Here is a 24,771-nt window from a genome sequence, read left to right as displayed (position 1 = left end):
CAGGTAGGGTCTTATTTGTCACTATCCCGTTGTAACTATTAGGTATTTTTATGGTTTTTGAAGCGGGTATCAAGTTCGCCTTATGTTTGGCACTGCTATTGCTAAATACAAGGCGTATGTACCCTTAGCGCGCCTACATTATTAAGTAAAGACGCTTCATCACACTATTAGTGCATACACTATTAAAATCAACGACGTAAAGTCTTTTAATCACTATTCAGCAAAGCATGGGGAACACACATGAAACAGTTAACTAAGATATCGTTGATAGCAGCGGCCTTGTCTTCGACATTATTTGTCAGCCAATCAGCACTTGCCGAGGTAAGCGCTAACATAGGGGCTACCACCAACTATATTTGGCGTGGTGTTAGTCAAAGCTCAGATGCGGCCTCCGTTTCAGGCGGCATTGACTATGCTGCCGATAGCGGATTTTATGCCGGTACATGGGTCGGTTCTTTAGGCGATAGCGATTCTGGGTTTAATGGCACAGAGACCGACTTTTATTTAGGCTTTGGCGGTGAAGTTGCGGGTTTTACTTACGACATCGGTTATATTTATTATCTATACACTGAGTTAGATGACAGTAACTTTGGTGAAATTTACGTCAACGCTGGTTTTGGAAACTTCGGGGTAGGCGCAGCGTATACAGTGAATAGCGAGGTAGACGAAGGCGCCGGTTTTGAAGGCGGTGACATTTATTATAGCATTAGCTACGGTGGTATCGCGTTGGGCAATGAGTTTGAACTCGCGCTAAGTGCTGGCCTTTATACATTTGATTCAGACGGTAGTGAGAACGATTACAATTATTCCCACGTTCAGGCTGATATATCCAAAGGCGATTTTGCGTTTTCGATTGTTAAAGCACAAGAGAGTGCGTTTGCAGATGAAGATATAAAATTTGTTGCTAGCTGGTCAACAAGTTTTTAATCTAGCTTATTCTATAGGCAACGTTCACCACTGCAGCAAGGTTAATTTGGGCCAACGTTGCAATCCTGCGGCGCAATTTAGCCGCTTATTGATGGTTCTCTTTGCATATTTTGAACGTTGATTAGCGGACGTGGTTTGTGCTGATCTAGTATATTTTTGTTTTTACTGTAAACTTAAATACTGTTAGTAAATGCACAGTATTTAAGGTAAAAGTGATAGGCGCTTTGATCCAGTGCATTTTCACTATTTAGATTTATTGGAGTTAATGTCTCGCAAATGAGTACTACCAAAGATTGGCTGGCGGTTGTACAAAGTGTAATGGCGGGGTTGCTTGGGGTACAATCGCAGCGTAAATATGTTGAAGACGCTAACGCAACTTCCTTCGTGCCCTTCGTTGTGGTGGGCGTAATAATGGTTATTGTGCTTATCTTGTCTATCTGGTTTGGCGTTAGTTTACTGCTACCAAATACCTAGGTGGCTATAATTAGCTGCTATGACCTGCTATGACCTGCTAGAAAAATCTTTAATTCTTCATAACGTACCGGTCTGCACATCAAAAAGCCCTGAGTAAAGTCGCAGCCCAGTGCCCTTAACTGCGCGACTTGCGCCTCAGTTTTTGCGCCTTTCGCAACGGTGGGCACAGATAAACCATGCTCAAGACATAGCCTTGGCTGTCACGCTTTACGCTTGGCCTTTATAAAGTGCAATCAATTCGGCGCAAGGTTTTCTGGTATTGCCTTTGCAGCTAATACTGCGCGCAACGCTTAATTTAACGATTTTATTAGCGGTGGCGTATATTGCTCGGGTTTGTGGCAGGTTATTATTTGAAATTATAGTGGTTATCCCCATTTTTTGAGCCTGTAGCGCGCAGTCAACCAGCCTTTGCTGATCATCCCAAGAAAAACCTTTACCGGAATACGCGGTAAAGCTCGCGGTTTCATTAATGGGTGTATAAGGAGGATCGCAATACACAATATCGCCTTTACAAGCCTGTTCGAAGGCCAATGAAAAGTCGCCTGAAAAAAATTGCGCAGCTTGAGCCTTAGCTGAAAAATCGTCTATTTCTGCGTGGGGAAAGTAAGGTTTTTTATACTGACCAAAAGGGACGTTGTAGCCACCTTTCGAATTATATCTACATAAGCCGTTAAAACCATAGCGGTTTAGGTATAAAAAAAGAGCACTCCTGCGAAGGGACTTGCTCGTTTTGTTAAACTCTTCTCTAAGTGCGTAGTATTGCTTGCTGATGTTATTGCTTGGAACAAACAAAGCTTGGCTAGCTTTTACAAACGCTTCTGGCGTTTCGCGAATATGCGTGAAGAAATTAATAAGATCTGGATTGCTATCCGCTAAGAGGTATTCATTGAAAGGGAGGTTCAAAAACACGGAGCCACCCCCCACGAAAGGCTCGATAAGCCTACCACGATCATTCTTTGGGAGCAGCTTGGCTATGTCAACGACCAGCTTACGTTTTCCACCTGCCCACTTTAAAGGAGACTTAACTAAATTTAAGGGGGCTTTACTAGCGCTAGTAAATTTCTTGCTGGATTTGGTTAATACTTTTGGCAAAAGGCTGCGCTTCCTTTACATCTGCCGGCATGCTATGCAATTGCTTAAGTGGCGTTTCAATAGAGCCAAACGCCTCTTTGTACAACACCACAAACCATGAACCACCATAGCGCTGGGTTTTGTACACCCAGGTTGAAGCCTTCAGATTGTTATTATTAAGATAATTCTCTAGCACCGCTGGACTTTGAATACCAAGGAGTTGCAGCAAGACAGAATAGTTAGGCAAAGACAGTAGTGTAGTTTCATCAAACTTATAGTCAATAGCAGAACTAGAAACTGTTTGCGTTTGTCGCCTAGTGACATGCTAATCTTTAAGGTCTGTTGTAATTCAGTTCTGTTTAGTTAAGTAGCTCACTAAGCTGTGCTTGCGTTACATCACTGACCACTTGCGCATTGCCAATCCCAATAGGAAGGATAAATCGCATAGTGCCACTTAACACCTTTTTATCTCGCTGCATGTGCGTAATATAATCTTGGGCGCTCATATTAGCAGGCCCTGTAAGAGGTAAGTCGAAATATCCCAAAATGTTAGACACCTGTCGTAATTCTGACCTTAGCATTTGATTACGCATTGCAGATAATTTACAGGCAAGGATAGTGCCAGCAGCTACTGCTTCTCCATGAAGCCAGTTACCATAGCCCATTTGAGCTTCAATAGCGTGACCAAAGGTGTGTCCTAAATTCAATAAGGCGCGTATGCCATGTTCTTTTTCGTCTTGATTAACAATGTCGGCTTTTATTTGGCAGCAGCGCGCAATCATGGTGCTTAATGCCTTTGGCTCTTGTTGCTTTATATCGGCCTTATGGGTGTTTAACCACTTGAAAAAAGTACTGTCATAAATTATGCCGTATTTAATGACCTCTGCCATTCCCGCCGCAAACTCTTTTTGTGGCAGTGATTGCAGTGTAGTAGGATCGATAACAACGGCTTTTGGCTGATAAAATGCGCCAATCATATTTTTACCCAGCGGGTGATTAACCGCTGTTTTGCCGCCCACAGATGAATCTACCTGCGAAAGTAGGGTGGTGGGTATTTGGATAAAATCGATACCGCGCTGATAGCAGGCTGCAACAAATCCACTTAAATCACCAATGACACCGCCGCCTAAGGCTATAATACAGGCATCTCTAGAGATTCTGTCCTGCAATAAGTGCGTCATTATTAGTTCAAAACTAGCAAGCGTTTTAGTGGCTTCGCCGTCGGCTAAAATAATGTGTGTTATGTTTTTGTTGGCGCCGCTTAAGGTGTTCATCAAGGTTTTAAGGTAAAGTGGCGCAACCACGTCATTGGTGATGATAACAACTTGTTTACCGCTTATTGCATCCAGTAGAAAGCCGGCGTTTTGCAGACTGCCGGCTTGTATTGCAATGGGGTAACTGCGCTCACCAAGGTCAACTAGTATGCTTGGCATGTAAGGATCCTTTGGGTGTTTTATAGGCCTATTTTACTAATAATTTGGTTAGCAACCGCGCGTGCGCTTTGTTCGTCAGTTTCAATCACGTAGTCGGCTACTTCTTCATATAAAGGGTTACGTTCTTCACCTAAGGCTATTAGTACTGCTTCTGGGTCGTCGTTTTGTAGCAGTGGTCTGCGCTTATCGCGCTGTGTGCGAGCAACCTGTTTATCAATAGTTGTTTGTAAATACACCACTATGCCACGTGCTGATAAGCGATTACGCACGGCTTTTGAAACAATTGAGCCGCCGCCCGTCGCCAACACTATACCTTGTTTGTCGGTTAGGTCGTGAATAATAGTCTCTTCGCGTTTGCGAAAACCGTCTTCACCCTCTAAATCAAAGATCCAAGCAATGTCAGCGCCGGTTCTGCGCTCTATTTCTTGGTCTGAATCGAAAAATTCTAAATGAAGTTCATCGGCTAGATGTCGGCCAATAGTGCTTTTCCCAGCGCCCATTGGGCCCACAAGGAATACGTTACGTTTCTCTGCCATATCTGTTTAAATCATATCTTTTAAAAAGTGGTGTTGGCTGGAAGTAGTGTTTTAGCCAACAATTACCATAACAGGCAGTGTCTGTTATGAGCGCGTTAATCCTCGCGTTAAGATCGAGACACGCGATTATCTCAATTATCATGGTGTATTTGCAAGCCTTGTCTGCAAATACATTTTTTATACACTAAGAATGACGCTATTTGCGTCATTCTTAGTGTTCACTTACCCTACCAAAAAACAATATACAGTACTTATATTACATATCGGTGGTAATTATTTTGGGCGTCACGAATATTAATAGTTCGCGCTTTTCTTCTCGCTGTCCAGTTGTTTTAAAAAGTCTTCCTATAAAAGGTAAGTCACCTAATAGGGGAACTTTAGACACGTCACGCGTACTAATTTGTTGGAAAATTCCGCCCAGCACAATTGTCTCACCATTTTCAACCAACACTTGTGTACTGATCTCTTGAGTATCAATGGCAACCGCGGGTCCTGTAGAGGTTGACACAGTATCGCCGCGTGTATCTTGGGTCACGACAAGATTTAAAATAATACGGTTGTCGGGCGTAATATGCGGTGTTACCCGTAAGCTTAACACTGCCTTTTTGAATTCTACCGACGTTGCCCCACTTGACGTGGACTGCACAAAGGGAATTTCAGTACCCTGTTCAATGTACGCCTCTTGCTGATTCGCCACGGTAATACGGGGGCTGGCAATAATTTCACCTTTGTTCTCAGATTCTAAGGCGCTGAGTTCTAAGTCAAGTATATTGCCGTCAAGTAGGCTTGCAATTTGAAAGCCGATTCTACCTGCAGCATTGGCAACGGGCAAGTTTACATTTAAGCGGTCTGTTATATTTTCAGGAACCGCATCACTATTGGCTATGTCTGAACCAAGTAATGAGCCAGACGTAGCGCCTTCGCTGGTGTTGCTGGTAAAGCCCCAGCGCACGCCTAACTCCCCGCCAGCGTTGTCTCGTACCGTTACCATGCGCGATTCAATCAATACTTGTTTGACCGGAATATCCAGTGCTTCAACGGTTTTACGCGCTTCATCAATAGAGGCCTGGGTATCGCGAAGCAGCAGCGTATTGGTTCTTTCATCCACGCTAACAGTGCCTCTGTCAGATAAAATACCGCCGTCGGGCGACTTTAAAATAGTCGCCAACTCACCTGCTCGGGCGTAGTTAATGGCAATATTAGCCGCGCTTAGTTCAGCCAGATTTTGAACCTGTTGTTTAGATTTAAGCGCTTGGGCTTCTTGTGCGGCTAGTTCGGCAGTAGGCGCAACCAAAAGAATATTGCCTTCTAAACGCTTGCCTAAACCGCGGATCTTAAGGATCATATCTAGTGCCTGATCCCATGGCACTTTCGACAAGCTGATGGTAACGTTGCCGCTTACAGTGTCGGTAGCGACTAGGTTGAAGCCGTTCACTTGCGCAATTATTTGTAATAATTGGCGCACAGGCACGTCTTGAAAGTCTAAGCTTATAGGCTTACCCGAATAAATTACGCCCTGGGCTTGTGCAACATCTTCTTGTGACAGTGGCACTAGTGAAAATTGGACTTGCATAGCGCTCGTATTTTTACTCACTTTAACGCTGCCGGTGTAATTTATTTCTAACCTTGAGTGCTTTTTATCTTGAAAGGTTTCAATGAAGGTAACCGCGGTACCAAATTGAGCCACATCTATTTTCACAAACTGGTCGTCGTTAAGCTGTGTATTTTCAAAGCTTACACTAACTTTTCCTTGCGCTTCGATATATGACACGGTTGGTGTCGCTCCGTTAAAATCAACCACAATATTTGCGTTGTCGCCGCTGCGCGTGAAGTCTATGTTTTTTAACTGATGCATTTTAAGTGCTAGCGCGCTTGCCTGAGGATTGATTAAATCGATACTGTTTATTTGCATACCCGATTTATCTTGTGGCATTGATGCGCCCACACCCGCAATTTGGTCTAAATTCCTGTCTTGCGACAGTACAGTAAAACTGGTTAAACAGCTCAAAAGAGTACCCGCGACACAGCAAAGTGCTTTGTGTGTGTTTAATTTATGGCCAGAGGTATACTTCTCAGACATTATTGTTTCCCCCTACCATTGACGGTTTTGTCAACGTGGTTTGTTTGCTTTTCCAGCATCCAGCACCATCTGGCAGCATTTCTTGAATTAAAATCTCGATGTCGTGAATGCTTGATACACGGCCATTAAATAAACCAATATAGTTGCCCCGAGTTACTTTATGCAGACTGCCGTCGAAGGCTTTAATGAGGGCATATTGACGACCATTATTGGTGAACACGCCAGCCATTTCTAAGCTGTCTATTCCATAGCTTTCGAGTGCTTGTTTGCGTCTGTCGTTATTAGGCTGTTGGCAATTTGGCCTATCTTCGACACTTTGAACAACTTGCTCGGTTCTTGAGCGTAAAAACGGACTTCTGTGATCGCTTGCTGTGTAGCTTACATTTGGCAGTGGTGCAAACTCCGGATACGGCTCTATACTCACTTTTGTATTTGCCCGCACACTTTCGGTATACGCAATTAAGTCGTCAATATTAGCGCCACAGCCGCTGAGCAGGGCGCTTGCGCTAAGGCTAATCAATAATCTTTTCATATTATTCTTGCCCCGTTGTTTCAGCGCGATAGGTTTTCGCCTGCATAGACAGGCTTAAGCCGTCTTGTTTGTTCAAAATTTCAAAATCGTGCAGGGTAACAATTCTAGGTAGATTTGCGACGTTTGAAGCAAACTGACCGAATTGATGGTAGCCACCCGACACTTCAATTTGAATGGGCAGTTCGGTGTAAAATTCTTTAGGTATTTCTTGCTGCCAATTTATTAATTTAAACGACAGACCGGCGTCGGTTCCTACAAAGGTAACATCGTCTAATAAGCCCGGTGTTTCGTTGCTTGTAGGCAAAGACTTCAACATACAAGAGAAATCATCTTCTATGCGTGTAAGCAGTTCTTCATACGCTGACAAATTAACCGCTATTCGAAACTTCGCCTCAAAGCTTAGGCGCAGTTCGTTTTCTGCGCTTTTAGCGGTGTCAAACTCAGGCAATTTATTTGAAATAATAGCGTAGTGGCATATTGCGCTGACAATAAGCGCACAGATCACTCCCACCACTAATTTGATTTCTTTAGGCCATATAGCAACTTGCTCAAAGTCGAGGTCGTTTATTTCTTTTAATTTATTAACATCAAATTGCATAAACGTTATTCCTCTTGTGCATCGAGCTGTTCAATTTCAACAGGACCATATTTAGGCGATATAGAAAATGTAAGGTCAAAATCACTCACCGCGTTAAGCCCCGTTTTATCTGCTACGATTGAAGATATTTCGGCGTCTACAAATACTTCAGACAAATCTAAGGCACGCATAAAGCTGGAAAGTCTGTTATTTGAGTCACTCATGCCAGTTATCTTAATTTGCTTGTCAGAGCGTGACATAGTGTCAAAGGCCACTCCAGCGGGGATTATCTTGGCAAGCTCATCAAATATAATGGGCGTTAAATTCTTGCTTATTTGTAGCTGCTCTATTAGCGCCATGCGAAGACCAATTTCTTCTTTTGCATTGCTAATTTCTCTGATTCGGCTTATCTGCCTGTCGAGTACTTCAATTTGCTGGCTTAAATAGTTGTTTCTTGAATTCTGGTTACGCACCTGCTGGTCAATAATTTGACCAATTACCCAAAACAGCGCAAAGACTGCCACCGATACACCCACAAGTGAGCCTATATAGTGTTTCTTGTGGGTTTGACGAAGCGCTTCCCGCCAAGGCAGTAAATTTATCTTTGCCATGATTCAAGTTTCCTTGTGGCAAGACCAAGCGCGATGGTCATTTGAGGGGCAATACTAAGCAGCTTCTCAGCGTTTATGTTGCTACTTATTTCCATGCCTGAAAAGGGATTAAAAGGTAGCACTTGAATTGATAGTTCTTTGTCAAGCTCTTCACATACATTAGGCAGGTTGGTAACGCCGCCACACATGTAAATTTTAGTAGGGGGCGGTTTGTGTGTTGCTGACGTATACATTTGTATGGCTCGCTGTATTTGCTGCTGCAAGCTTGCATAGAAGCTTGGCAGTGTTTCAGCAAGCCAATCTTCAGGAGCGGTGCTATTGTGAATTCGTAGCTCAACTTCTTGCATTTCAAGGTCGTAAATGAGCGAAAGGTCTTGGTTTAGTTTGTTTAAGCCATAAGCGTGCTCTTTGGTGTATATAACGTGCTTATTTTGCACAACGCTTAACTGCAGAAGCGACGCTCCCACATTTACACAACAGACTACTTCATCTGGTGCAATGGGATCTTGAATGTACTGCATGAAAGCCTCGCCTAAGGCGTTTGACTCAAGGTCTATAATTTTAGGTTCGAACAGGTTTTCTCTCACCACGGTCATGCGCGTGTCGACTAAATCGCGGTGTGCAACGCTGAGTAAAACCTCTATTTTGCCATCTTGGGATTCACTTGCGCGTAATTCTTCAAAGTCTACATAAACTTCTGAAAGCGGATAAGGAATGAGGCTGTCAGCTTCTAACTCTATTTGACTTTCTAATTCAAAATCGCTTTGATTAGCTTCCATGAAAACAAGTTTGCTGAGCACAGACGAACCCGCAACGGCAAGGGCACAATGTTTGTCGCGCTCAGCCAAAACAAGTTTCACCTTTTTGAGTGCTTTGCTTATCGCGTCAAAATCTTTTATTTCGCGCTCAGCAAAGGCCTTGCCCATAATGGGTTCACAAGCATAAGACAACACTTTGGTTGAAGATGAGGAAACATCTAGGCTAAGCGCCTTTATATATTTGGTTCCTATATCTAAACCGATAATTGTTTTAGCTTTTTTGGAAAAAAGCGACTTCATATCATGGTAGCCTAATGTGGATTGCAGTATCATATGTACAAATAATACTGAGAATTAATCTATGATATGCATCAGTTAACGACACATACGTATAATTTTTTAGTGTTTTTCACCAATTATTTGAGATAAATATCACTTGTGAAGTATTTAAAAATCTTTTTCATCATTTGTCTGTCAGCAGTCTTACTCGGCATAGGAACTGTTGCCGGCCTTTATGTCTATTATAAAGATGAGCTTCCAAGCGTTGAGCTGATGCGTGACGTTGAACTGCAAACACCTATGCGAATTTATACCAAAGATGGGAAGTTAATCTCGCAGTATGGTGTGAAAAGAAGAATACCGGTTTCTTTAGATGAAGTCCCCGAGACCTTGGTACAGGCCATTATTGCGACCGAAGACAGCCGTTTTTACGAACACATTGGCGTTGACCCAATTGGGGTTATGCGGGCTGTTTTAAATTTAGTGGTAACGGGAGAAAAAGGCCAAGGCGCATCTACGTTAACCATGCAGTTAGCGAGAGGGTTTTTCGGCCTAACCCGTAAAAAAGAATACTCTCGAAAGGTAAAAGAAGTGTTTATTGCGCTGAAGATGGAGCAAGAACTCAGTAAAGATGAAATACTCGGGCTTTACTTAAATAAGGTTGAGCTTGGGCATCGAGCGTTTGGCGTTGGCGCGGCTGCGCAGGTTTACTATGGTAAACCGCTTAGCGAACTCAATTTAGCGCAAATTGCGACTATCGCAGGTTTACCCCAGCGTCCGTCTGCCTCAAACCCTATCAGTAATCCTGCGTTGTCAAAGCAACGCCGCCGCATAGTACTGCTGCGCATGCTCGATGAAAAGTATATTACAAGAGCACAGTTTGACGAGGCTGCATCTGCACCTGTTACCGGGAAAAGACACGGTGCCGAGCTTGACATGAGCGCGCCTTATTTAGCCGACGTAGTCTACAATGAAATGATTGCTATTTACGGTAAAGAAATTGCTGAAACAAGTGGCTTTCGAGTATTTACCACGGCTACCTCCGTTCATCAAGCAGCGGCTGAAAAAGCCGTTATTAGAAATTTGCACGACTACGATGAACGCCATGGTTATCGAGGACCTATAGCGCAAATCTGGAAGCCGCTCAGTGCAAATGTATTAGCACAAGAAGGCTTGTCATTGCCTTTATCGAAAATAGACGCTGAGAAAATAACCCTTAAGTATGGACCCTTTGAAAGGCCACAGCAGTCTACGCTTGAAGCAATACTGCATGATACACCAGTAATAGGCGCTTTGATCCCTGCGCTTGTGCTTAAGACGCAAGCGCAAAGTATTGAAGTACTCACCCTAGATTATGGCGAATTTACTATTACTTGGGATGGACTCGATTGGGCGAGAGCCTACATTAATGATGAAAAGCAAGGGCCAGATCCCAAATTAGGCAGTGACATTGTTAATCAAGGCATGCTTATATACGTGCGCCAGCGACCTCATGACAATGTTTGGCAACTGTCTCAATTGCCCTTGGTAGAGGGTGCGTTTGTGGCCGTGAACCCTTTTAATGGCGGAGTTGATGCGCTGGTAGGAGGCTTCAGTTTTTTTCAAAGTCAGTTTAATCGTGCTACTCAAGCAAAGCGTCAAATAGGCTCAACCGTTAAACCATTTATTTACGCCGCGGCACTCGACAATGGCTATACCGTTGCCAGTGTCATGAACGATGCACCTATCAACCAGTGGGATGCGTCTTCAGGTGTTGCTTGGCGGCCACAAAACTCACCTCCCTTATACGATGGGCCCATTCGTATGCGCGTTGCTTTAGGCAAGTCTAAAAACGTTGTGTCGGTAAGACTACTAAGGGGGGTAGGACTAAGCGCTACTCGAGATTATCTGACGAAGTTTGGTTTTGAACGTTCAGAAATTCCGCTGGATGAAACCATGTCGCTTGGTTCTGGCGCGCATACCCCGCTTGAACTTGCCACCGGTATAGCCATAATTGCTAACGGCGGCTTTGCTATTCGCCCCTACTTTATTGATCGTATAGAAAATGGTGCTGGTGATATTATGTGGCAGGCTGAACCTGTGTATGCGTGCGACCCCTGCGATGCTTACAACCTTGACGGTAGTCTAAAACCGCCAGCGCAGTTGGCAAAAGAGCAATCTGCGCTGCAAAGGCAAAGAGACGCTTATATAGAGGCTCGCCTGGCGGCGCAGTTTAATAACAGTGGTAGCCCTAATTCTACCGTTATTACCAAAAAGGAAAGGCGCATAATGCAGTCAGCGCCTCAGGTAATCCCCCCTCAAACGGCGTTTTTGGTCGCCCAAATGATGCGCACAGCAGTGCGCGGTAATGGCCGCAATGACACTTACTGGCTAGGCACCGGGTGGCGAGCGACCAATATATTACGGCGCGATGATATTGGCGGTAAAACCGGCACCACCAACGATTCACGCGACACTTGGTTTGCAGGTTTTGCGGGTGACTTGGTGGCGACTTCTTGGGTCGGCTTTGATGATAACGTGCGCCAGTTGGGCAGAACGTCGCGTAATCAAAATTTAATCAATAAAAATCCAGAACGCTTTAACTATATCGGAAATGCCGTTATTGGCGGCGAAAGCGGAGCGAAAACAGCTCAGCCGGCGTGGATAATGTTTATGGAGAATGCGCTTAGCGCTACGCCCGAGGTGATCAATCCGATACCTGTGGATATTGTAAGAGTGAGAATAGACAGAAAAAGTGGTTTATTAACACGTAAAACTGATTCATCATCTACTTTTGAATATTTTAAAAAAGGCACGCAGCCAACTACTTTTGTAAATCAAGACTCGTTCGACTTGCCTATTGAAGCAGGCAAAAAGCAAGAACCAGTATTTGACGACTTATTTTAAATTAACCATTAATCGCTAAGGCCAACATGTCTGCAAACGATATACAACGCTATTTATATACGCATTATGCGGGTTCAGCATTGCTGGAAACGCCCTTATTGAACAAGGGCAGCGCGTTTACGGAACGCGAGCGTAAGTCATTTAATATTTTGGGCTTAGTGCCGCCGCGCTACGAGTCTATTGACGAGCAGGTTGAACGCGCTTACATGCAGTATAGAAGTTTTGTAAGCCCTCTACACAAGCATATATACTTGCGTGCTATTCAAGATAACAACGAAACACTCTTTTATAAATTATTACAAAAACACATAGAAGAGATGATGCCTATTATTTATACCCCTACGGTAGGAGAAGCGTGTGAACGTTTTTCTGACATTTACCGTTCTTCACGTGGCTTATTCATTAGCTATGACGAACGCCATTTAATGGGCGACATTTTACGTAATGCCACTAAGCGCAAAGTGAAGGTTATTGTAGTAACCGACGGCGAACGTATTTTGGGCTTAGGTGACCAAGGTATCGGTGGTATGGGCATTCCTATTGGAAAGCTTTCACTGTATACAGCCTGTGGCGGCATAAGTCCTGCGTATACCTTGCCGGTTATGCTAGACGTTGGCACAAATAATCAAAAATTATTAGATGATCCCATGTATATGGGCGCTAGGCATCCGCGTATTGAGCAAGGTCAATATAACGAATTTTTAGACATGTTCATTAAAGAAGTCAGCGCCAGATGGCCTGAAGCGATGATCCAGTTTGAAGATTTTGCGCAGCCAAATGCCATGCCCTTACTGCAAAAGTATCGCGACAAGGTGTGTTGTTTTAATGATGATATTCAAGGCACTGCGGCAGTCACCTTAGGCACCATATTAGCGGCATGTCGCGCACGCGGCGATTTACTATCTCGTATGAAAGTGGCTTTTGTGGGGTCGGGTTCAGCCGGCTGTGGTATTGCCGAGATGCTGGTTCAGCAAATGATATTTGAAGGTTTAGATGAAGCCCAAGCGCGTGCTCGCGTGTTTATGATTGACCGTTTTGGTCTATTAACCGAAGGAATGGAAGACTTACGTGATTTTCAGCTAAAGTTGGCGCAGCCTCTTAGTAACCTAGCGCAGTGGACTTACAGTGGTGAATACGCATCATTATTAGACGTTGTAAACTGCGCTAAGCCCGATATTTTGATTGGTGTGTCAGGCCAGCCTGGTTTGTTTACTGAGCAAGTTATTACCACCATGGCAGAGCACTGCGATACCCCCATCATTTTCCCATTAAGCAACCCTTCTAGGCAAGTTGAAGCGCGTCCAGAGCAAGTTATACAATGGACTAAAGGTAAGGTGGTTATTGCGACTGGCTCGCCCTTTGATCCAGTGGTGTATGAAGACAAGGTGTTTCCTATCGCGCAGTGTAACAACAGCTATATTTTCCCGGGCATTGGACTTGGCGTAATTGCGTCAAAAGCAAGTCGTATAAGTGATGAAATGATCATGGCGGCCAGTAACGCCCTAGCATTAGAGTCGCCCTTAGCTAAAGGTGAGTCAGCTGATTTACTACCGCGCCTAACCAAAATAAGTGGTCTATCAAGAAAGATAGCCTATGCAGTGGCCAAAGTGGCGATGGAGCAAGGATATGCATCAGCACTTGATGATGAAGCCTTAGAGCAGCGTATAAGAAGTAATGTATGGAAAGCCCAATATAGACCCTACAAGCGTGTGAGCTTGTAGGGTCTATAGCGTAGCGCTTATTGAAATTAAAAAGTAAAGCGTAAGAAACATACGTACAATATGGATATTAGGCGTGAGCTCATTTTTACAGGGGCAATACAAAGACTTTAGATTTGCGCGTGAAATTATAAATATCTTTTTTGGAGCGGGGCAAATCTTCAATGCTCTGCTCGACAAAGCCTTGCTCTAAAAACCAGTGGCTTGTTACGGTAGTAAGCACAAAAAGTTGCGTTAAGTTCAAATCAAGCGCTTTATCTTTAAGCGCCTGCATAAGCCTTTCGCCTCTATGCTTTCCTCTGTAGTCTCTGTGGATTGCCACGCAGGCAACTTCTGCCATGCGCTCTTCTTGAAATATATAGAGGGCCGCGCAGGCGATTGTCATGCCATCGCGCTCAATCACAGTGAATCTTTCAATCTCGTTTTCGAGCTTTTCGCGAGAGCGTGTTAATAGCACCCCGCTTTCTTCTAAAGGCTTGATTAGGTTTAAAATACCGCCCACGTCTTCTACAATAGCGGTGCGCAGTTGCTCATAGTGAGTTTGCATCACTAACGAGCCGTGGCCATCGCGGGTAAATAGTTCTTTTAATAATGCGCCGTCATTGTGATAACTGACGCAGTGTGCGCGGTCAATCCCCGCTGCGACGGTGTCTATCATAGCGCTTAAACAAGTACTTTCCGCCTGAATTTCCTTGTTTTCAATTAAGGGTTTTAAGCTGTCTAACTCGATGGTTCTAATAAGTTTCTGAAGCTGAAAAATACCGTCAAATTCTGATAGGGTAATGAGCTTGTCGGCTTTTAAAGAAATCGCGGCCTGGGTGGCAACATCTTCATGCGAAAGGTTAAACACCTCCCCTGTGGGTGAATAGCCCATTGGCGAGAGTAAAACAATAGAGCCAATATTGAGCTGATCTTGAATGCCGCTAACGTCAATCCGGCGTACAGAGCCGGTGTTTTCAAAATCAATACCGTTTACTACCCCTAAAGGTTTAGCAATCACTAAATTGCCAGAACACACCCTAATGCGCGCGCCATGCATGGGTGAATTTGGCAGCCCAAGGGTTAGCAGAGCTTCTATTTGGCTGCGTAAAGACCCTGCTGCGTCTTTGACGCACTCAAGCGTGGCTTTGTTGGTTATTCTCAGGCCATCTACAAACTGTGACTGTATAGAGCGAAAGGCTAGGCGCTCGTCAATTTGCGGCCGTGCGCCGTGTACAATAATAATGCGTATGCCCAAGCTGTGTAATAGCGCGATGTCTTGAATAAGGCGATCAAAATTTTCGCTTAGCACGGCCTCGCCGCCAAACATGATCACAAATACTTTGCCGCGATGTGCGTTCATGTAAGGTGCCGAGTTTCTAAACAGACGCACGCTGTCTTGGTGAGATAGACTCATTTAGTCGCTACCTTTATTGCTATTGTTAATGAGCCGTAAAATAAACAAAGTGTCAAAAATTTTACGTTAGTCATCATGTTTGCACTGCGCTTTTAACATGTCCCAATTTTCTAATTCAACATAAAGTGCCCGCATCACCGTTTTTTTGCTAGTGCCGCCTAGCTGGTCACGTTTATCTAAAACCGCATCTAGTGCAAGCCACGGGTATACGTCTTCTTTTATATCTTTATGCATTACCTGTAAATCATCGATGCTCATTTCTTCAAGCGCTACGCCTTTTGCAATTGCGGCTACTACGGCTTTGCCCGCAATGTCATGGGCGGTTCTAAAAGGAATGTTTTTAGCGACTAAATAATCAGCCAGTTCGGTGGCGTTTGCATAGCCCTGCTGGGCCGCTTTGCGGCCAGCCTCTTCATTTAGCGTCATACCGTTTAACACCTCTACGCCAATACATAGGCAAATATGCCACTGATTAACGGTGTCTATGGCGCCTTCTTTATCTTCTTGCATGTCTTTGTTGTAGGCCAAGGGCAGGCCTTTCATGGTGACTAATAGTGCTTGGAGGTGGCCAAATACCCGCCCGCATTTTCCACGCATAAGCTCAAGTGCATCAGGGTTCTTCTTTTGCGGCATAAGCGAGGAACCAGAGGTGACATTATCAGACAGCTGCAAGAACCCAGCTTCGCCTGAATTATAGAAAATTAAATCTTCGGCCATTCTCGACAGGTGCATCATACTGGTGCTGGCCACAAATAAAAGCTCAAGCACAAAATCACGATCTGAAACAGCGTCTAAGCTGTTCAAACATGGGCTTGAAAAGCCTAAACTTTCGGCTATCTGATAGCGGTCTACCGCAAAAGTGGTGCCCGCTAATGCGCCGCTGCCAAGTGGGCACTGATTCATTCTTTGGCTTAAATCATCAATTCTGCTTATGTCGCGCTTTAGCATTTCAACGTAGGCTAAGCACCAGTGCGCAAAATATATGGGCTGGGCGCGCTGCAGATGAGTATACCCGGGTATAACCGTTGTTTGATGTCTATTGGCGCACTGTAGTAATGCGCCAAGTAAGTTGACGCAGTCTTGTTTAAGCGATGCTAAGTGATTTTTTACCCACAGTCTGAAGTCGGTAGCTACCTGATCGTTTCGGCTGCGCCCGGTGTGTAATTTACGGCCTAAATCCTGAAGCTTATCGGTTAGATAAGCTTCAACAAAGCTGTGAATGTCTTCTTCGTTTGAAGCCGCAAAATCAATTTTCCCATCCTGTGCTAGCACTTGTAAATCGCTTAAAACAGTCTCAATTTGAGATTGTTCATCTGCGCTTAATACGCCCGCTTGCTTGAGTGCACGCGACCACACAATTGATCCAAATATGTCTTCAACGGCCATAACATGGTCAAAGGGTAATGAATCGTTTACCTGTTTGAACATGTCGCTGCTGCCTGCCTGAAAGCGTCCACCCCATAAAGCCATAGCGGTATTCCTTTATTTTTGTTTGTTCATGTGACTAATGCGGCTAGATAAACTAAACAGTCTAATAAAGCCTTCTGCGTGAGACTGGTCATATACGTCGTCGGCGCCAAAGGTGGCGAAGTCTTCACTGTATAAGCTGTTGGGCGACTGGCGCTGCACCACCGTGGCATTGCCTTTATAAAGTTTAATTACAACTTCACCGCTGACAAGCTGAGCAAAACTGTTAGCCGCTGCTAACAATGAATCGTTTATGGCGGTGAAGTAACGACCGTCGTACATTACATGGGCGTATTCTAAACCGATTTGCTCACGAAATTTAAACGCAGATTTGTCGAGCACTAAACACTCAAGTGCCTTATACGCTTTCATCATAATAGTGCCGCCGGGTGTTTCATAGCAGCCGCGAGACTTCATGCCAACTAAGCGGTTTTCAACAATATCGATACGGCCAACGCCGTGGGCAGCGCCAATGCGGTTAAGTGCAACTAGCACATTGTAGGGTGATAAAGCTTTGCCGTTTACGTGGGTTAAGCCGCCTTTATCAAACACTACACTGACCAGTTCTGGTGTATTTGGCGCATCTTCAGGATCGACTGTCATGGTCCACACTTCTTTAGAAGGCGCATTCCACGGATTTTCTAACTCGCCACCTTCGTGAGAAATATGCCATGCGTTGGCGTCGCGGCTATAAATTTTGGTTGCTGAGGAGCTTGTTTTCACGTTTCTGCTGGCAAGGTAGTCAAGTAAGTCTTCGCGCGAAACCATATCCCATTCGCGCCATGGGGCAATTACCGGCAGGTCGGGGGCGAGGGCGGCAAATGCGCCTTCAAACCTGACTTGATCATTACCCTTGCCAGTGCAGCCATGGCTTAATGCGTCGGCGCCCACCTTACGTGCTATATCAACTTGTGCTTGAGCGATGATTGGGCGAGCCATAGAGGTGCCTAGTAAGTAATCGTCTTCGTATACCGCGCCGGTGGTAATAGTGGGGTAAATAAAGTCTTTTACAAACTGTTCTTTTAAATCAACAATATGGCATTCGCTGGCGCCTGAGGCGATGGCTTTTTCTTCCAAACCTTCTAACTCATCTGCGCCTTGACCTACATCGGCGGCAAAAGCAATGACTTCACAGCCATAATTTTCTTTTAACCATGGCACAATGGCGCTGGTGTCTAATCCGCCTGAATAGGCTAGTACGACTTTTTTCACATCTAACTTGGGTTTGTTTGCTGTATTTTTCACAATGACCTCTAAAACTGACTAATATCACATTCGGTTAATAAATAACAAAGGATCGCGTTTTGCGCATGCAGGCGATTTTTGCTTTCTTGCATAAGTAAGGACTGCTGTGAATCCATAAGCTCACCGCTAATTTCAAGGTCTCTATGCGCGGGTTGGCAGTGCATCACGTAGCTTGCGCCGGCTTGCTCCATAAGTGCCTTGTTTACCTGATAGGGCATGAATTTGTGTTTGATTTCGCTTAAGGGCGTGTCATCTCCCATCGACACCCAGGTGTCGGTGTAAATTACGTCTGCCTCTGTCAGCGTTTCTATATGGTTACTAACGCTGAAGTTTACACCTGATTCACTGGCCATTTTCGCGACTTTTTGGGCGATGCCTGCGTTTATTTCATGGCCTTTTGGGGTAATGACCACTTGATGACAGCCCAATAGAACCCCTAGTATCAGCAAAGAATGGGTTACATTGTTGCCATCTCCCACGTAGGCAAGGGTTTTGCCTTTGATTTCACCAAATGCTTCTTTCATAGTAATGTAGTCGGCAAGTGCTTGGCACGGGTGGTAAATGTCGCAAAGTGCATTTATAACCGGTATGTTACCCAGCGAGGCTAACTCTTCTAAAGTACTGTGTTTGTGCACTCGGGCAACGATGGCGTCGGCCCACTGGGCGATATTGGCGCTTACGTCCTTGGGATCTTCGCGCTTTGCGATGGGTTGGCCTTGGGTGTCCACATATACCATATGGCCGCCCAGTTTATTGATGCCTATGTCAAAGCTTATGCGGGTGCGCAAAGATGGTTTTTCAAATAGCGCTACCACCGACTTACCCGCAAGGGGTTGACCAAAACGTTCGGGAGTTTGTTTGAGCGTAATGGCAAAATTGAGCAGTGAATTGGCGTCTTTTGCTGTCCAGTCGCTGAAACTTAATAAATTCACACGGTTTTCCTTTTTGAATTTCAATTGTATTCACTATTTTCGGTTGTAGTTAATATAGTATCTCGGTTCCGCAAACAGCATTATCAATGAGTATTTTAAACGCATCATTCCAACTGCCAATAGTAACACTTTGACCAATTTCTTTGGCCGCAAACTGCGCGGCGTTTACTTTTACCGCCATACCGTCTGTAATGACGCCTTGCTGTATCAATTCATCAATCTGCTTTGCGCTCAGCGTCGCTAATAAAGCTTTTTTACTGTCTAGTACGCCGCTAATGTCCGCGAAAAAATAGAGCTTAGTGTGCAGAAGTTGCGCAATGCAAATAGCAGCATGATCGGCGTTAACGTTGTAAAGTCGGCCGGCTTCATCTTTGCCAATCGAGGCTACTATAGGCACCATATTCGCCTGCATTAGCACATTAAGCAAGGCTGAACTATTCGCTGTAGGAACGCCTACCGCGCCAATGTTAGCAGGATGCTGCGTGCAATTCGCCATATTGCCGTCGGCTAAACTGATGCCCACCGCGTTTATAGAATATTTCGCACATTCGCCTACCAGTTGCTTATTAAGTTCACCCGCTAACACACCCGTAACAATGGGCATATGTTCATCGGGTGTAACGCGCAAACCATTTTTACGGGTACTGACAATGTTTAGGTCGTTTAATCTTTCTAGTACTTGCTCACCGCCGCCATGGACTAATACAACACTTCGACCTTTAGCTTGCAGTATGCGGATTGTTGACAGCAATTCATTGTCTGCGGTTTTAGTAAGGGAAGCGAAGAAACTGCCGCCTATTTTTATGACCACCGGTAATGGTGCATTGTTTGGATTTGCCATGTTAAATTAAGCCCATGGTTTGTGGTAAGCCAAGTCGAATGTTACAGCACTGAACGGCTTGCGATGATGCGCCTTTTAAAAGATTGTCTATGGCGCTCGTTACTACCACACACTGTTTTGTTGGGTCAAAGGCAAAGCCAATGTCGCAAAAAGGGGTGTGGATAACGTGATCAAGTTTCGGCATGCTGTCTTTTACCCTGACTAAGGGTTGATGAGCATAAGCACTGTCAAAAGCGTTTTGAATATCGCGCAAGCTCACACCTGATTTTGTGAACGCAGTCAGTGTGGCTAAAATTCCCCGCTTGAACCCACCTAAATGAGGCGTGAATATAACCGGTGTGTTTGCATAGTTTTCTATTTCTGGTGTATGCCTATGATTTAGCACGCCATATGCTTGTAAGCTGACCTCATAAAAGCTGGTTGTGGCTGAAGCCTTTTTGCCAGCCCCGCTGACGCCGCTGGTGGCATTTATAACAGGCAATTTACTGAGATCAAGTAAGTCATTTTCAATAAGCGGTTTAAGCGCTAATAGTGAGGCAGTAGGGTAACAGCCAGCTACCGCGACATACTGGGCCATTTTAATATTGTCGCTATACCATTCTGCTAGGCCATAGACGGCTTTTTTAAGTGTGTGCGGGTGCTGGTGTGCAAAACCATAAAAAGTTTCAAACACTTGGGTGTTGGGCAGGCGGTATGCCCCTGACAAATCAAATACCACGGCTTTGCCATTCAGCATCGCAGGCAAGTGGTCATGGCTAAATTCGTGCGGTGTGGCTAAGAAAATTGCATCAAAGTCGTTGCGGATACTCGCTATATGAGTACTTGCTAAAGCGTGTAGTGGTAAGTCACAAATACCGCTTAACTGTGGGTGTACGTCACTAACAAGCATACTTTGGTATTGGCTATTTTCAGATACGAAACAGTGCGTCAGTGTTAGCTGCGGATGTTGACTAATAATTTTTATTAATTCAGCGCCAGTATAACCACTGGCGCCTACAATACAGGCTGTAAACATAATGTTATAACTTTTTTAGACTGTTGGTTTGATAAAAAAAGGTGGCAGAGCGCTGATGTTCGGGTATTACAACACGAAATGACATCGAACGCACTAGCGCACCAATCGCTGATTGAAGATGAGAAGCGATTTAATATCGTCGACTTCTAAAGTTACAGCGCACTGAGGGAGAAACCAAACTAAAGATATCTAAAATTGTAAACACACCTGACCTTATCTAGTTTTTAGATTGGCTTATTTGCCAACTATTTAATCGGAAGGTACATGATAATGGAATAAAATAGATATGCAATTAAATTGTATAAATATTCATAATAAGCTGACCCAGCGCACCTCAATCTGAGTCTCGTTAGTGCTGATAAAAAACGACTCGTCGCTGATCGTAATTGACCAATTCATTGTGCGCCCAACATGCTTTGCCAGTGATTGAATGTCAGTCCAGTCAAAGCTAAATACCTTGATAGGCAGTTTAGTAAATTGTTCTTGATTCTGTTTCCACCACACCGCCGACTTGCTATTGAAGCTATATAAATATGTTTCTTTTGAGAGTCGACAGGCCTTCTTCATTCTATCGAAGCTGGGCTCACCAATATCTATCCAATAATTAAGAACATCATCAAGACCTTTGTGCCATATGTCGGGCTCATCTGTTGCACTTAAGCCTTTTGTAAAACGCATTAGCTCGTGTGTGTCAGCATGCGAGTGTCGACAAAATGCCAGCATTCGCACTAACATCCTCTCGCTAGTTTCTGATGGGTGCTGAGCCATTGTTAAGTGCAAAGTAGGGTAATGCTGATTGTTGAGGTCGGCAAGTGCAATGTTTAACTTATAAATGGTGGGTTTAAGAGCCATGGATTTGCTTTTGGTGAAGTTATACTCGCAAGGATAAGGCATAAAGGGCGCCTTTACTATTTTCTAATTCACCTTGAGCCTCTTACTGTTGCTTGTATTACTATATTTTCACTGTTTACTCCGTCACTGGATAGGCGTAATATCAAACGTTGATAACGCAATATTACTGCTGACCTCGTGGCGCTTAAGGCAAGTAGCTAAGCAGGAAAAAATGCGTCCATAAGGTCTTCTGGTCAGTTTTACGGTAAGTGCGATAGAGAGCTTAAAAAGGATGAGAACTGTTATACCGCACACTACTATCAGCAGCTTCGCAAAGATCTACAATCACAAAGCCAATAGGCATTATCATTGCGTTTAATTCATTAATCTGAAAACTCAAACTCAAACACGGATACAAAATACTTATGATTTTGTACCTACAAATTGCCTAGGTGCGAATAAGGAACTTTAAATGGACGCTACAAAAAGAGCAGATATAGCGATTGGCGCTACTGTTTCAATAGTACTTAAGCAAGATCAAAGAAACGGCGCTTTAACAGACGGCGTGATTGAAAAAATTCTGACTAACTCGCCGAATCACCACCATGGTATAAAGGTTAGATTAAACAGTGGCGAAGTAGGAAGAGTCAAAAAAATTCATCCGTAGGCAGAGTGCATTTGCGGTTTGGCTAAATATTTTCTTTCTTAAGCTTTACCCACCACTAGCGATAATTAAACGAAAAAATACGTATGACATATCCTTTTACTAAAAAAACCTTTGCGCTAAGTATCGTCATGTTGAGCACCCTAGCCCTTTGGGCATGCTCAGACAAATCACCACAAATGACCATAAACGATACTAGCATAACGACCACCTCTGAAGAAAAAGTGAGTACAGTGACTTATAAAAATTTAGTATTTAATACAGCGGGTAAAACCGATGACGACCACCTTTATTTAGAAGAAGTGTTGGGCGAGCGAGCACTCGCTGAAGTGCAAGGATGGAATAGTCGCACACTCGAGCGATTAATGGCCGATTCACGCTTCGAAAAAATGCGTTTCGACGCGTTAGAGATCCTCAATTCGAAAGACAAAATTCCCTATGTGTCTTATCGCGGCGGCGAAGTACATAACTTTTGGCAAGACGAAAATCACGTTCGCGGCGTTTGGCGCAAAAGTACCCTTGAGAGCTATCTTTCACCCCAAACCAAATGGGAGACCGTATTAGATTTTGATAAGCTAGCAAACGATGAAGGCAAAAACTGGGTATACAAGGGCAATTCTTGTCTAGGACCCACCTACGAGCGCTGTATTGTTAATTTGTCTGATGGCGGCAAAGATGCGGTTGTGCGCCGCGAATTCAACACAAAAACAAAAACATGGGTGAAAGAGGGCTTTGTGACACAAGAGTCAAAAGGCACAATGTCGTGGCTAGATGAAAATCACGTAGTAATAGGCGTTGATTTTGGAGACGCCTCTATGACCACGTCAGGCTATCCTATGCTGGCTAAACTTTGGAAGCGGGGCACGCCCTTATCTGAGGCTGTTGAAATAGGCCGCGGTGAACTTGCAGATGTGGGCTATTGGGCCAGTACTTTCGAGCTTCAAGACGGTTCACGCGAAATTCTGAATGTCCGCTCTATGACCTTTTTCACATCGCGTTATGAATGGGTGCCTATGCTAGATGGCCAACTACAGGCGCCGATTGCATTGCCGATCCCTGAAAAAGTGAATATTTATGGTGCATTTAAAGATCAAGTGCTAATGCAACTTAATGAAGACTGGCGCGGTTTTACAACAGGTGATCTTGTTAGTTTTGATATTCACGACTTTATGAAAGACGGGAACATTGAAACAATTGCACTTGTGTATAGCCCAGATGAAAAATCATCGCTAAATAATGTAGGCGCGACTAAAAGCAAGCTCTTGATTTCTATTTCGCGTGACGTGGTAAGCGCCGCTTACGCCTTTGATTTCAAAAACGGTAAATGGCATTCAAGTAAGCTCGACTTTCCGTCTAACTCAAGCGTGACTATTGGTGCCACTAATGACAAGGAAGACATAGCGTTTATCAGTTCTGAAAACTTTCTTACACCAGATACGCTGTGGACTTACAACACCGCCACGGGGAACAAAGCAAAAGCTAAAAATTTACCGGCTTGGTTTGATGCTAGCGAAATGGTGTCGCAGCAGTTTTTTGCGACCAGCCCTGATGGCACCCAAGTACCTTATTTCGTGGTGCATAATAAAAATATTAAAATGGATGGCAGCAACCCAACATTGCTGTACGGCTATGGCGGCTTTGAAATATCGTTAAACCCAAGCTATTCTGCCACGCGCGGCAAGCTGTGGTTAGAAAATGGCGGCGTGTACGTGTTGGCCAACATCCGTGGCGGCGGTGAATACGGCCCTAAATGGCATCAAGCAGGTCTTAAAACCCAGCGTCAGCGCATATATGATGACTTTATCGCGGTGGCTCAAAGCCTCATTGACAAAGGCATCACAAGCGCAAAACATTTAGGCATTGAAGGCGGCTCAAATGGCGGATTACTTACTGGCGTTATGTTCACGCAGCGTCCTGACTTATTTAACGCTGTAATTATTGCCGTGCCTTTGCTAGATATGATGCGTTATCACACCATGCTCGCGGGTGCGTCATGGGTAGGTGAGTTCGGCGATCCTGAAGATCCGGTTGAAGGTGCCTTTTTGCGTAATATATCGCCTTATCATAACATTGACCCGGCGGCAGATTATCCCGAAGTTTTTTTTGTGACGTCAACCAAAGACGACCGCGTACATCCCGCTCACGCCCGCAAAACGGCCAAGCGAATGGCAGACCAAGGCCACGATTTTCTATATTACGAGAATATTGATGGCGGCCACAGCGCAGCGGCCAACCTGAAAGAAACGGCCAAGCGCCTAGCTTTGCAGCATACCTATCTTATGCAAAAATTAGTTGATGGGCAGTAAAATGCCTGAAAGAACTAATTAGCCGTGCCGGCGACAAGTTGGATCTTGCTCACGATCGTGGCCGTGATTAAACGGTTTCTTAGATTATGTTGCAACATATTTAAAGGTATAAGCTTTGCTAGAACCAAGGCTTAGTTTGATATTGTTGGTTACTCTGTAAACTTGTTTTCGCTTAGCAAATTGCCATTTATG

Annotated in this window: 22 protein-coding genes; 6 read left to right on the top strand and 16 right to left on the bottom strand. The window is 44.4% G+C overall.

Annotated elements, in window-relative coordinates; genetic code table 11:
- Positions 1 to 240 precede the first annotated feature (240 nt).
- Both BAE46_RS02945 and BAE46_RS02940 read left to right on the top strand, forming a co-directional pair.
- Positions 241 to 927, top strand: a complete 687-nt coding sequence (locus tag BAE46_RS02945; RefSeq protein ID WP_070111707.1) for a TorF family putative porin — start codon at positions 241 to 243, stop codon at positions 925 to 927.
- A gap of 276 nt (positions 928 to 1,203) precedes the next feature.
- Complete coding sequence (locus BAE46_RS02940; RefSeq protein WP_006007618.1) at positions 1,204 to 1,401, top strand: DUF2970 domain-containing protein; 198 nt, start codon at positions 1,204 to 1,206, stop codon at positions 1,399 to 1,401.
- 207 nt (positions 1,402 to 1,608) lie between these two features.
- Here BAE46_RS02940 and BAE46_RS02935 read toward each other — a convergent pair whose 3' ends face one another.
- The 9 genes from BAE46_RS02935 to pilM all read right to left on the bottom strand — a co-directional run bounded on the left by BAE46_RS02935 (position 1,609) and on the right by pilM (position 9,299).
- Positions 1,609 to 2,493: a Dam family site-specific DNA-(adenine-N6)-methyltransferase gene (locus BAE46_RS02935; RefSeq protein ID WP_083256774.1), complete on the bottom strand. Its 885-nt coding sequence runs from the start codon at positions 2,491 to 2,493 to the stop codon at positions 1,609 to 1,611.
- Positions 2,453 to 2,620, bottom strand: a complete 168-nt coding sequence (locus tag BAE46_RS14715) for an SPOR domain-containing protein (protein WP_006007613.1) — start codon at positions 2,618 to 2,620, stop codon at positions 2,453 to 2,455. The genes BAE46_RS02935 and BAE46_RS14715 overlap by 41 nt, the downstream gene beginning before the upstream one ends.
- 211 nt (positions 2,621 to 2,831) lie before the next feature.
- On the bottom strand, positions 2,832 to 3,905 hold the full coding sequence (gene aroB / locus BAE46_RS02930; protein WP_006007610.1) for a 3-dehydroquinate synthase: 1,074 nt from the start codon (positions 3,903 to 3,905) through the stop codon (positions 2,832 to 2,834).
- A 20-nt stretch (positions 3,906 to 3,925) separates the two neighbouring features.
- Positions 3,926 to 4,441 (bottom strand): shikimate kinase AroK, encoded by a 516-nt coding sequence (gene aroK / locus BAE46_RS02925; protein ID WP_006007608.1) that lies wholly within the window; start codon positions 4,439 to 4,441, stop codon positions 3,926 to 3,928.
- 256 nt (positions 4,442 to 4,697) lie between these two features.
- Positions 4,698 to 6,296 carry a type IV pilus secretin PilQ gene (locus BAE46_RS02920; RefSeq protein WP_244884980.1) on the bottom strand — a complete coding sequence of 533 codons (1,599 nt, stop codon included), beginning with the start codon at positions 6,294 to 6,296 and terminating at the stop codon, positions 4,698 to 4,700.
- Between the two features lie 217 nt (positions 6,297 to 6,513).
- Positions 6,514 to 7,053, bottom strand: coding sequence for a pilus assembly protein PilP (locus BAE46_RS02915; RefSeq protein ID WP_006007603.1), 540 nt, complete (start codon positions 7,051 to 7,053; stop codon positions 6,514 to 6,516).
- 1 nt (position 7,054) lies between these two features.
- A complete protein-coding gene (locus BAE46_RS02910) occupies positions 7,055 to 7,651 on the bottom strand; it encodes a type IV pilus inner membrane component PilO (RefSeq protein WP_070111706.1) in 597 nt (198 codons plus the stop codon).
- A 5-nt stretch (positions 7,652 to 7,656) separates the two neighbouring features.
- Positions 7,657 to 8,241, bottom strand: a complete 585-nt coding sequence (locus tag BAE46_RS02905) for a PilN domain-containing protein (protein ID WP_070111705.1) — start codon at positions 8,239 to 8,241, stop codon at positions 7,657 to 7,659.
- The gene (pilM, locus tag BAE46_RS02900) at positions 8,229 to 9,299 is read right to left on the bottom strand and encodes a type IV pilus assembly protein PilM (protein ID WP_070111704.1); all 1,071 of its coding nucleotides are present in this window, start codon (positions 9,297 to 9,299) and stop codon (positions 8,229 to 8,231) included. Before pilM ends, BAE46_RS02905 begins: the two co-directional genes overlap by 13 nt.
- A gap of 138 nt (positions 9,300 to 9,437) precedes the next feature.
- Between pilM and BAE46_RS02895 the strand changes: the two genes are divergently transcribed.
- Both BAE46_RS02895 and BAE46_RS02890 read left to right on the top strand, forming a co-directional pair.
- The gene (locus tag BAE46_RS02895) at positions 9,438 to 12,164 is read left to right on the top strand and encodes a penicillin-binding protein 1A (protein ID WP_040521155.1); all 2,727 of its coding nucleotides are present in this window, start codon (positions 9,438 to 9,440) and stop codon (positions 12,162 to 12,164) included.
- Between the two features lie 26 nt (positions 12,165 to 12,190).
- On the top strand, positions 12,191 to 13,885 hold the full coding sequence (locus BAE46_RS02890) for an NAD-dependent malic enzyme (RefSeq protein ID WP_070111703.1): 1,695 nt from the start codon (positions 12,191 to 12,193) through the stop codon (positions 13,883 to 13,885).
- Positions 13,886 to 13,970: 85 nt separating this feature from the next.
- On the opposite strand, the gene argA is transcribed toward BAE46_RS02890, so the two are convergent.
- From argA to BAE46_RS02855, 7 genes are all read right to left on the bottom strand, one after another.
- Complete coding sequence (gene argA / locus BAE46_RS02885) at positions 13,971 to 15,278, bottom strand: amino-acid N-acetyltransferase (RefSeq protein WP_070111702.1); 1,308 nt, start codon at positions 15,276 to 15,278, stop codon at positions 13,971 to 13,973.
- Positions 15,279 to 15,344: 66 nt separating this feature from the next.
- Entirely contained in the window at positions 15,345 to 16,748 is a 1,404-nt protein-coding gene (gene argH / locus BAE46_RS02880) for an argininosuccinate lyase (protein ID WP_070111701.1), read from the bottom strand.
- Positions 16,749 to 16,760: 12 nt separating this feature from the next.
- Positions 16,761 to 17,990 (bottom strand): argininosuccinate synthase, encoded by a 1,230-nt coding sequence (locus BAE46_RS02875; RefSeq protein ID WP_070111700.1) that lies wholly within the window; start codon positions 17,988 to 17,990, stop codon positions 16,761 to 16,763.
- A gap of 8 nt (positions 17,991 to 17,998) precedes the next feature.
- Positions 17,999 to 18,922: an ornithine carbamoyltransferase gene (locus BAE46_RS02870; protein WP_006007584.1), complete on the bottom strand. Its 924-nt coding sequence runs from the start codon at positions 18,920 to 18,922 to the stop codon at positions 17,999 to 18,001.
- A 49-nt stretch (positions 18,923 to 18,971) separates the two neighbouring features.
- Positions 18,972 to 19,763 (bottom strand): acetylglutamate kinase, encoded by a 792-nt coding sequence (gene argB / locus BAE46_RS02865; RefSeq protein ID WP_006007582.1) that lies wholly within the window; start codon positions 19,761 to 19,763, stop codon positions 18,972 to 18,974.
- A 1-nt stretch (position 19,764) separates the two neighbouring features.
- Entirely contained in the window at positions 19,765 to 20,778 is a 1,014-nt protein-coding gene (gene argC / locus BAE46_RS02860) for an N-acetyl-gamma-glutamyl-phosphate reductase (protein ID WP_006007580.1), read from the bottom strand.
- 309 nt (positions 20,779 to 21,087) lie between these two features.
- Positions 21,088 to 21,630 (bottom strand): YaeQ family protein, encoded by a 543-nt coding sequence (locus BAE46_RS02855; protein WP_070111827.1) that lies wholly within the window; start codon positions 21,628 to 21,630, stop codon positions 21,088 to 21,090.
- A gap of 451 nt (positions 21,631 to 22,081) precedes the next feature.
- Here BAE46_RS02855 and BAE46_RS02850 point away from each other — a divergent pair, with 451 nt between their 5' ends.
- Both BAE46_RS02850 and BAE46_RS02845 read left to right on the top strand, forming a co-directional pair.
- Positions 22,082 to 22,276 carry a YwbE family protein gene (locus BAE46_RS02850; RefSeq protein WP_006007574.1) on the top strand — a complete coding sequence of 65 codons (195 nt, stop codon included), beginning with the start codon at positions 22,082 to 22,084 and terminating at the stop codon, positions 22,274 to 22,276.
- An 83-nt stretch (positions 22,277 to 22,359) separates the two neighbouring features.
- Positions 22,360 to 24,579, top strand: a complete 2,220-nt coding sequence (locus BAE46_RS02845) for a prolyl oligopeptidase family serine peptidase (protein WP_070111699.1) — start codon at positions 22,360 to 22,362, stop codon at positions 24,577 to 24,579.
- The last annotated feature ends 192 nt before the right edge of the window (positions 24,580 to 24,771 follow it).

Origin of the sequence: Glaciecola punicea, from assembly GCF_001756615.1 — a bacterium.
Classification (GTDB): Bacteria; Pseudomonadota; Gammaproteobacteria; order Enterobacterales; family Alteromonadaceae; genus Glaciecola; species Glaciecola punicea.
The sequence above is the reverse complement of the archived record's forward strand: the minus strand, read 5'-3'. Positions and strand labels throughout refer to the sequence as shown.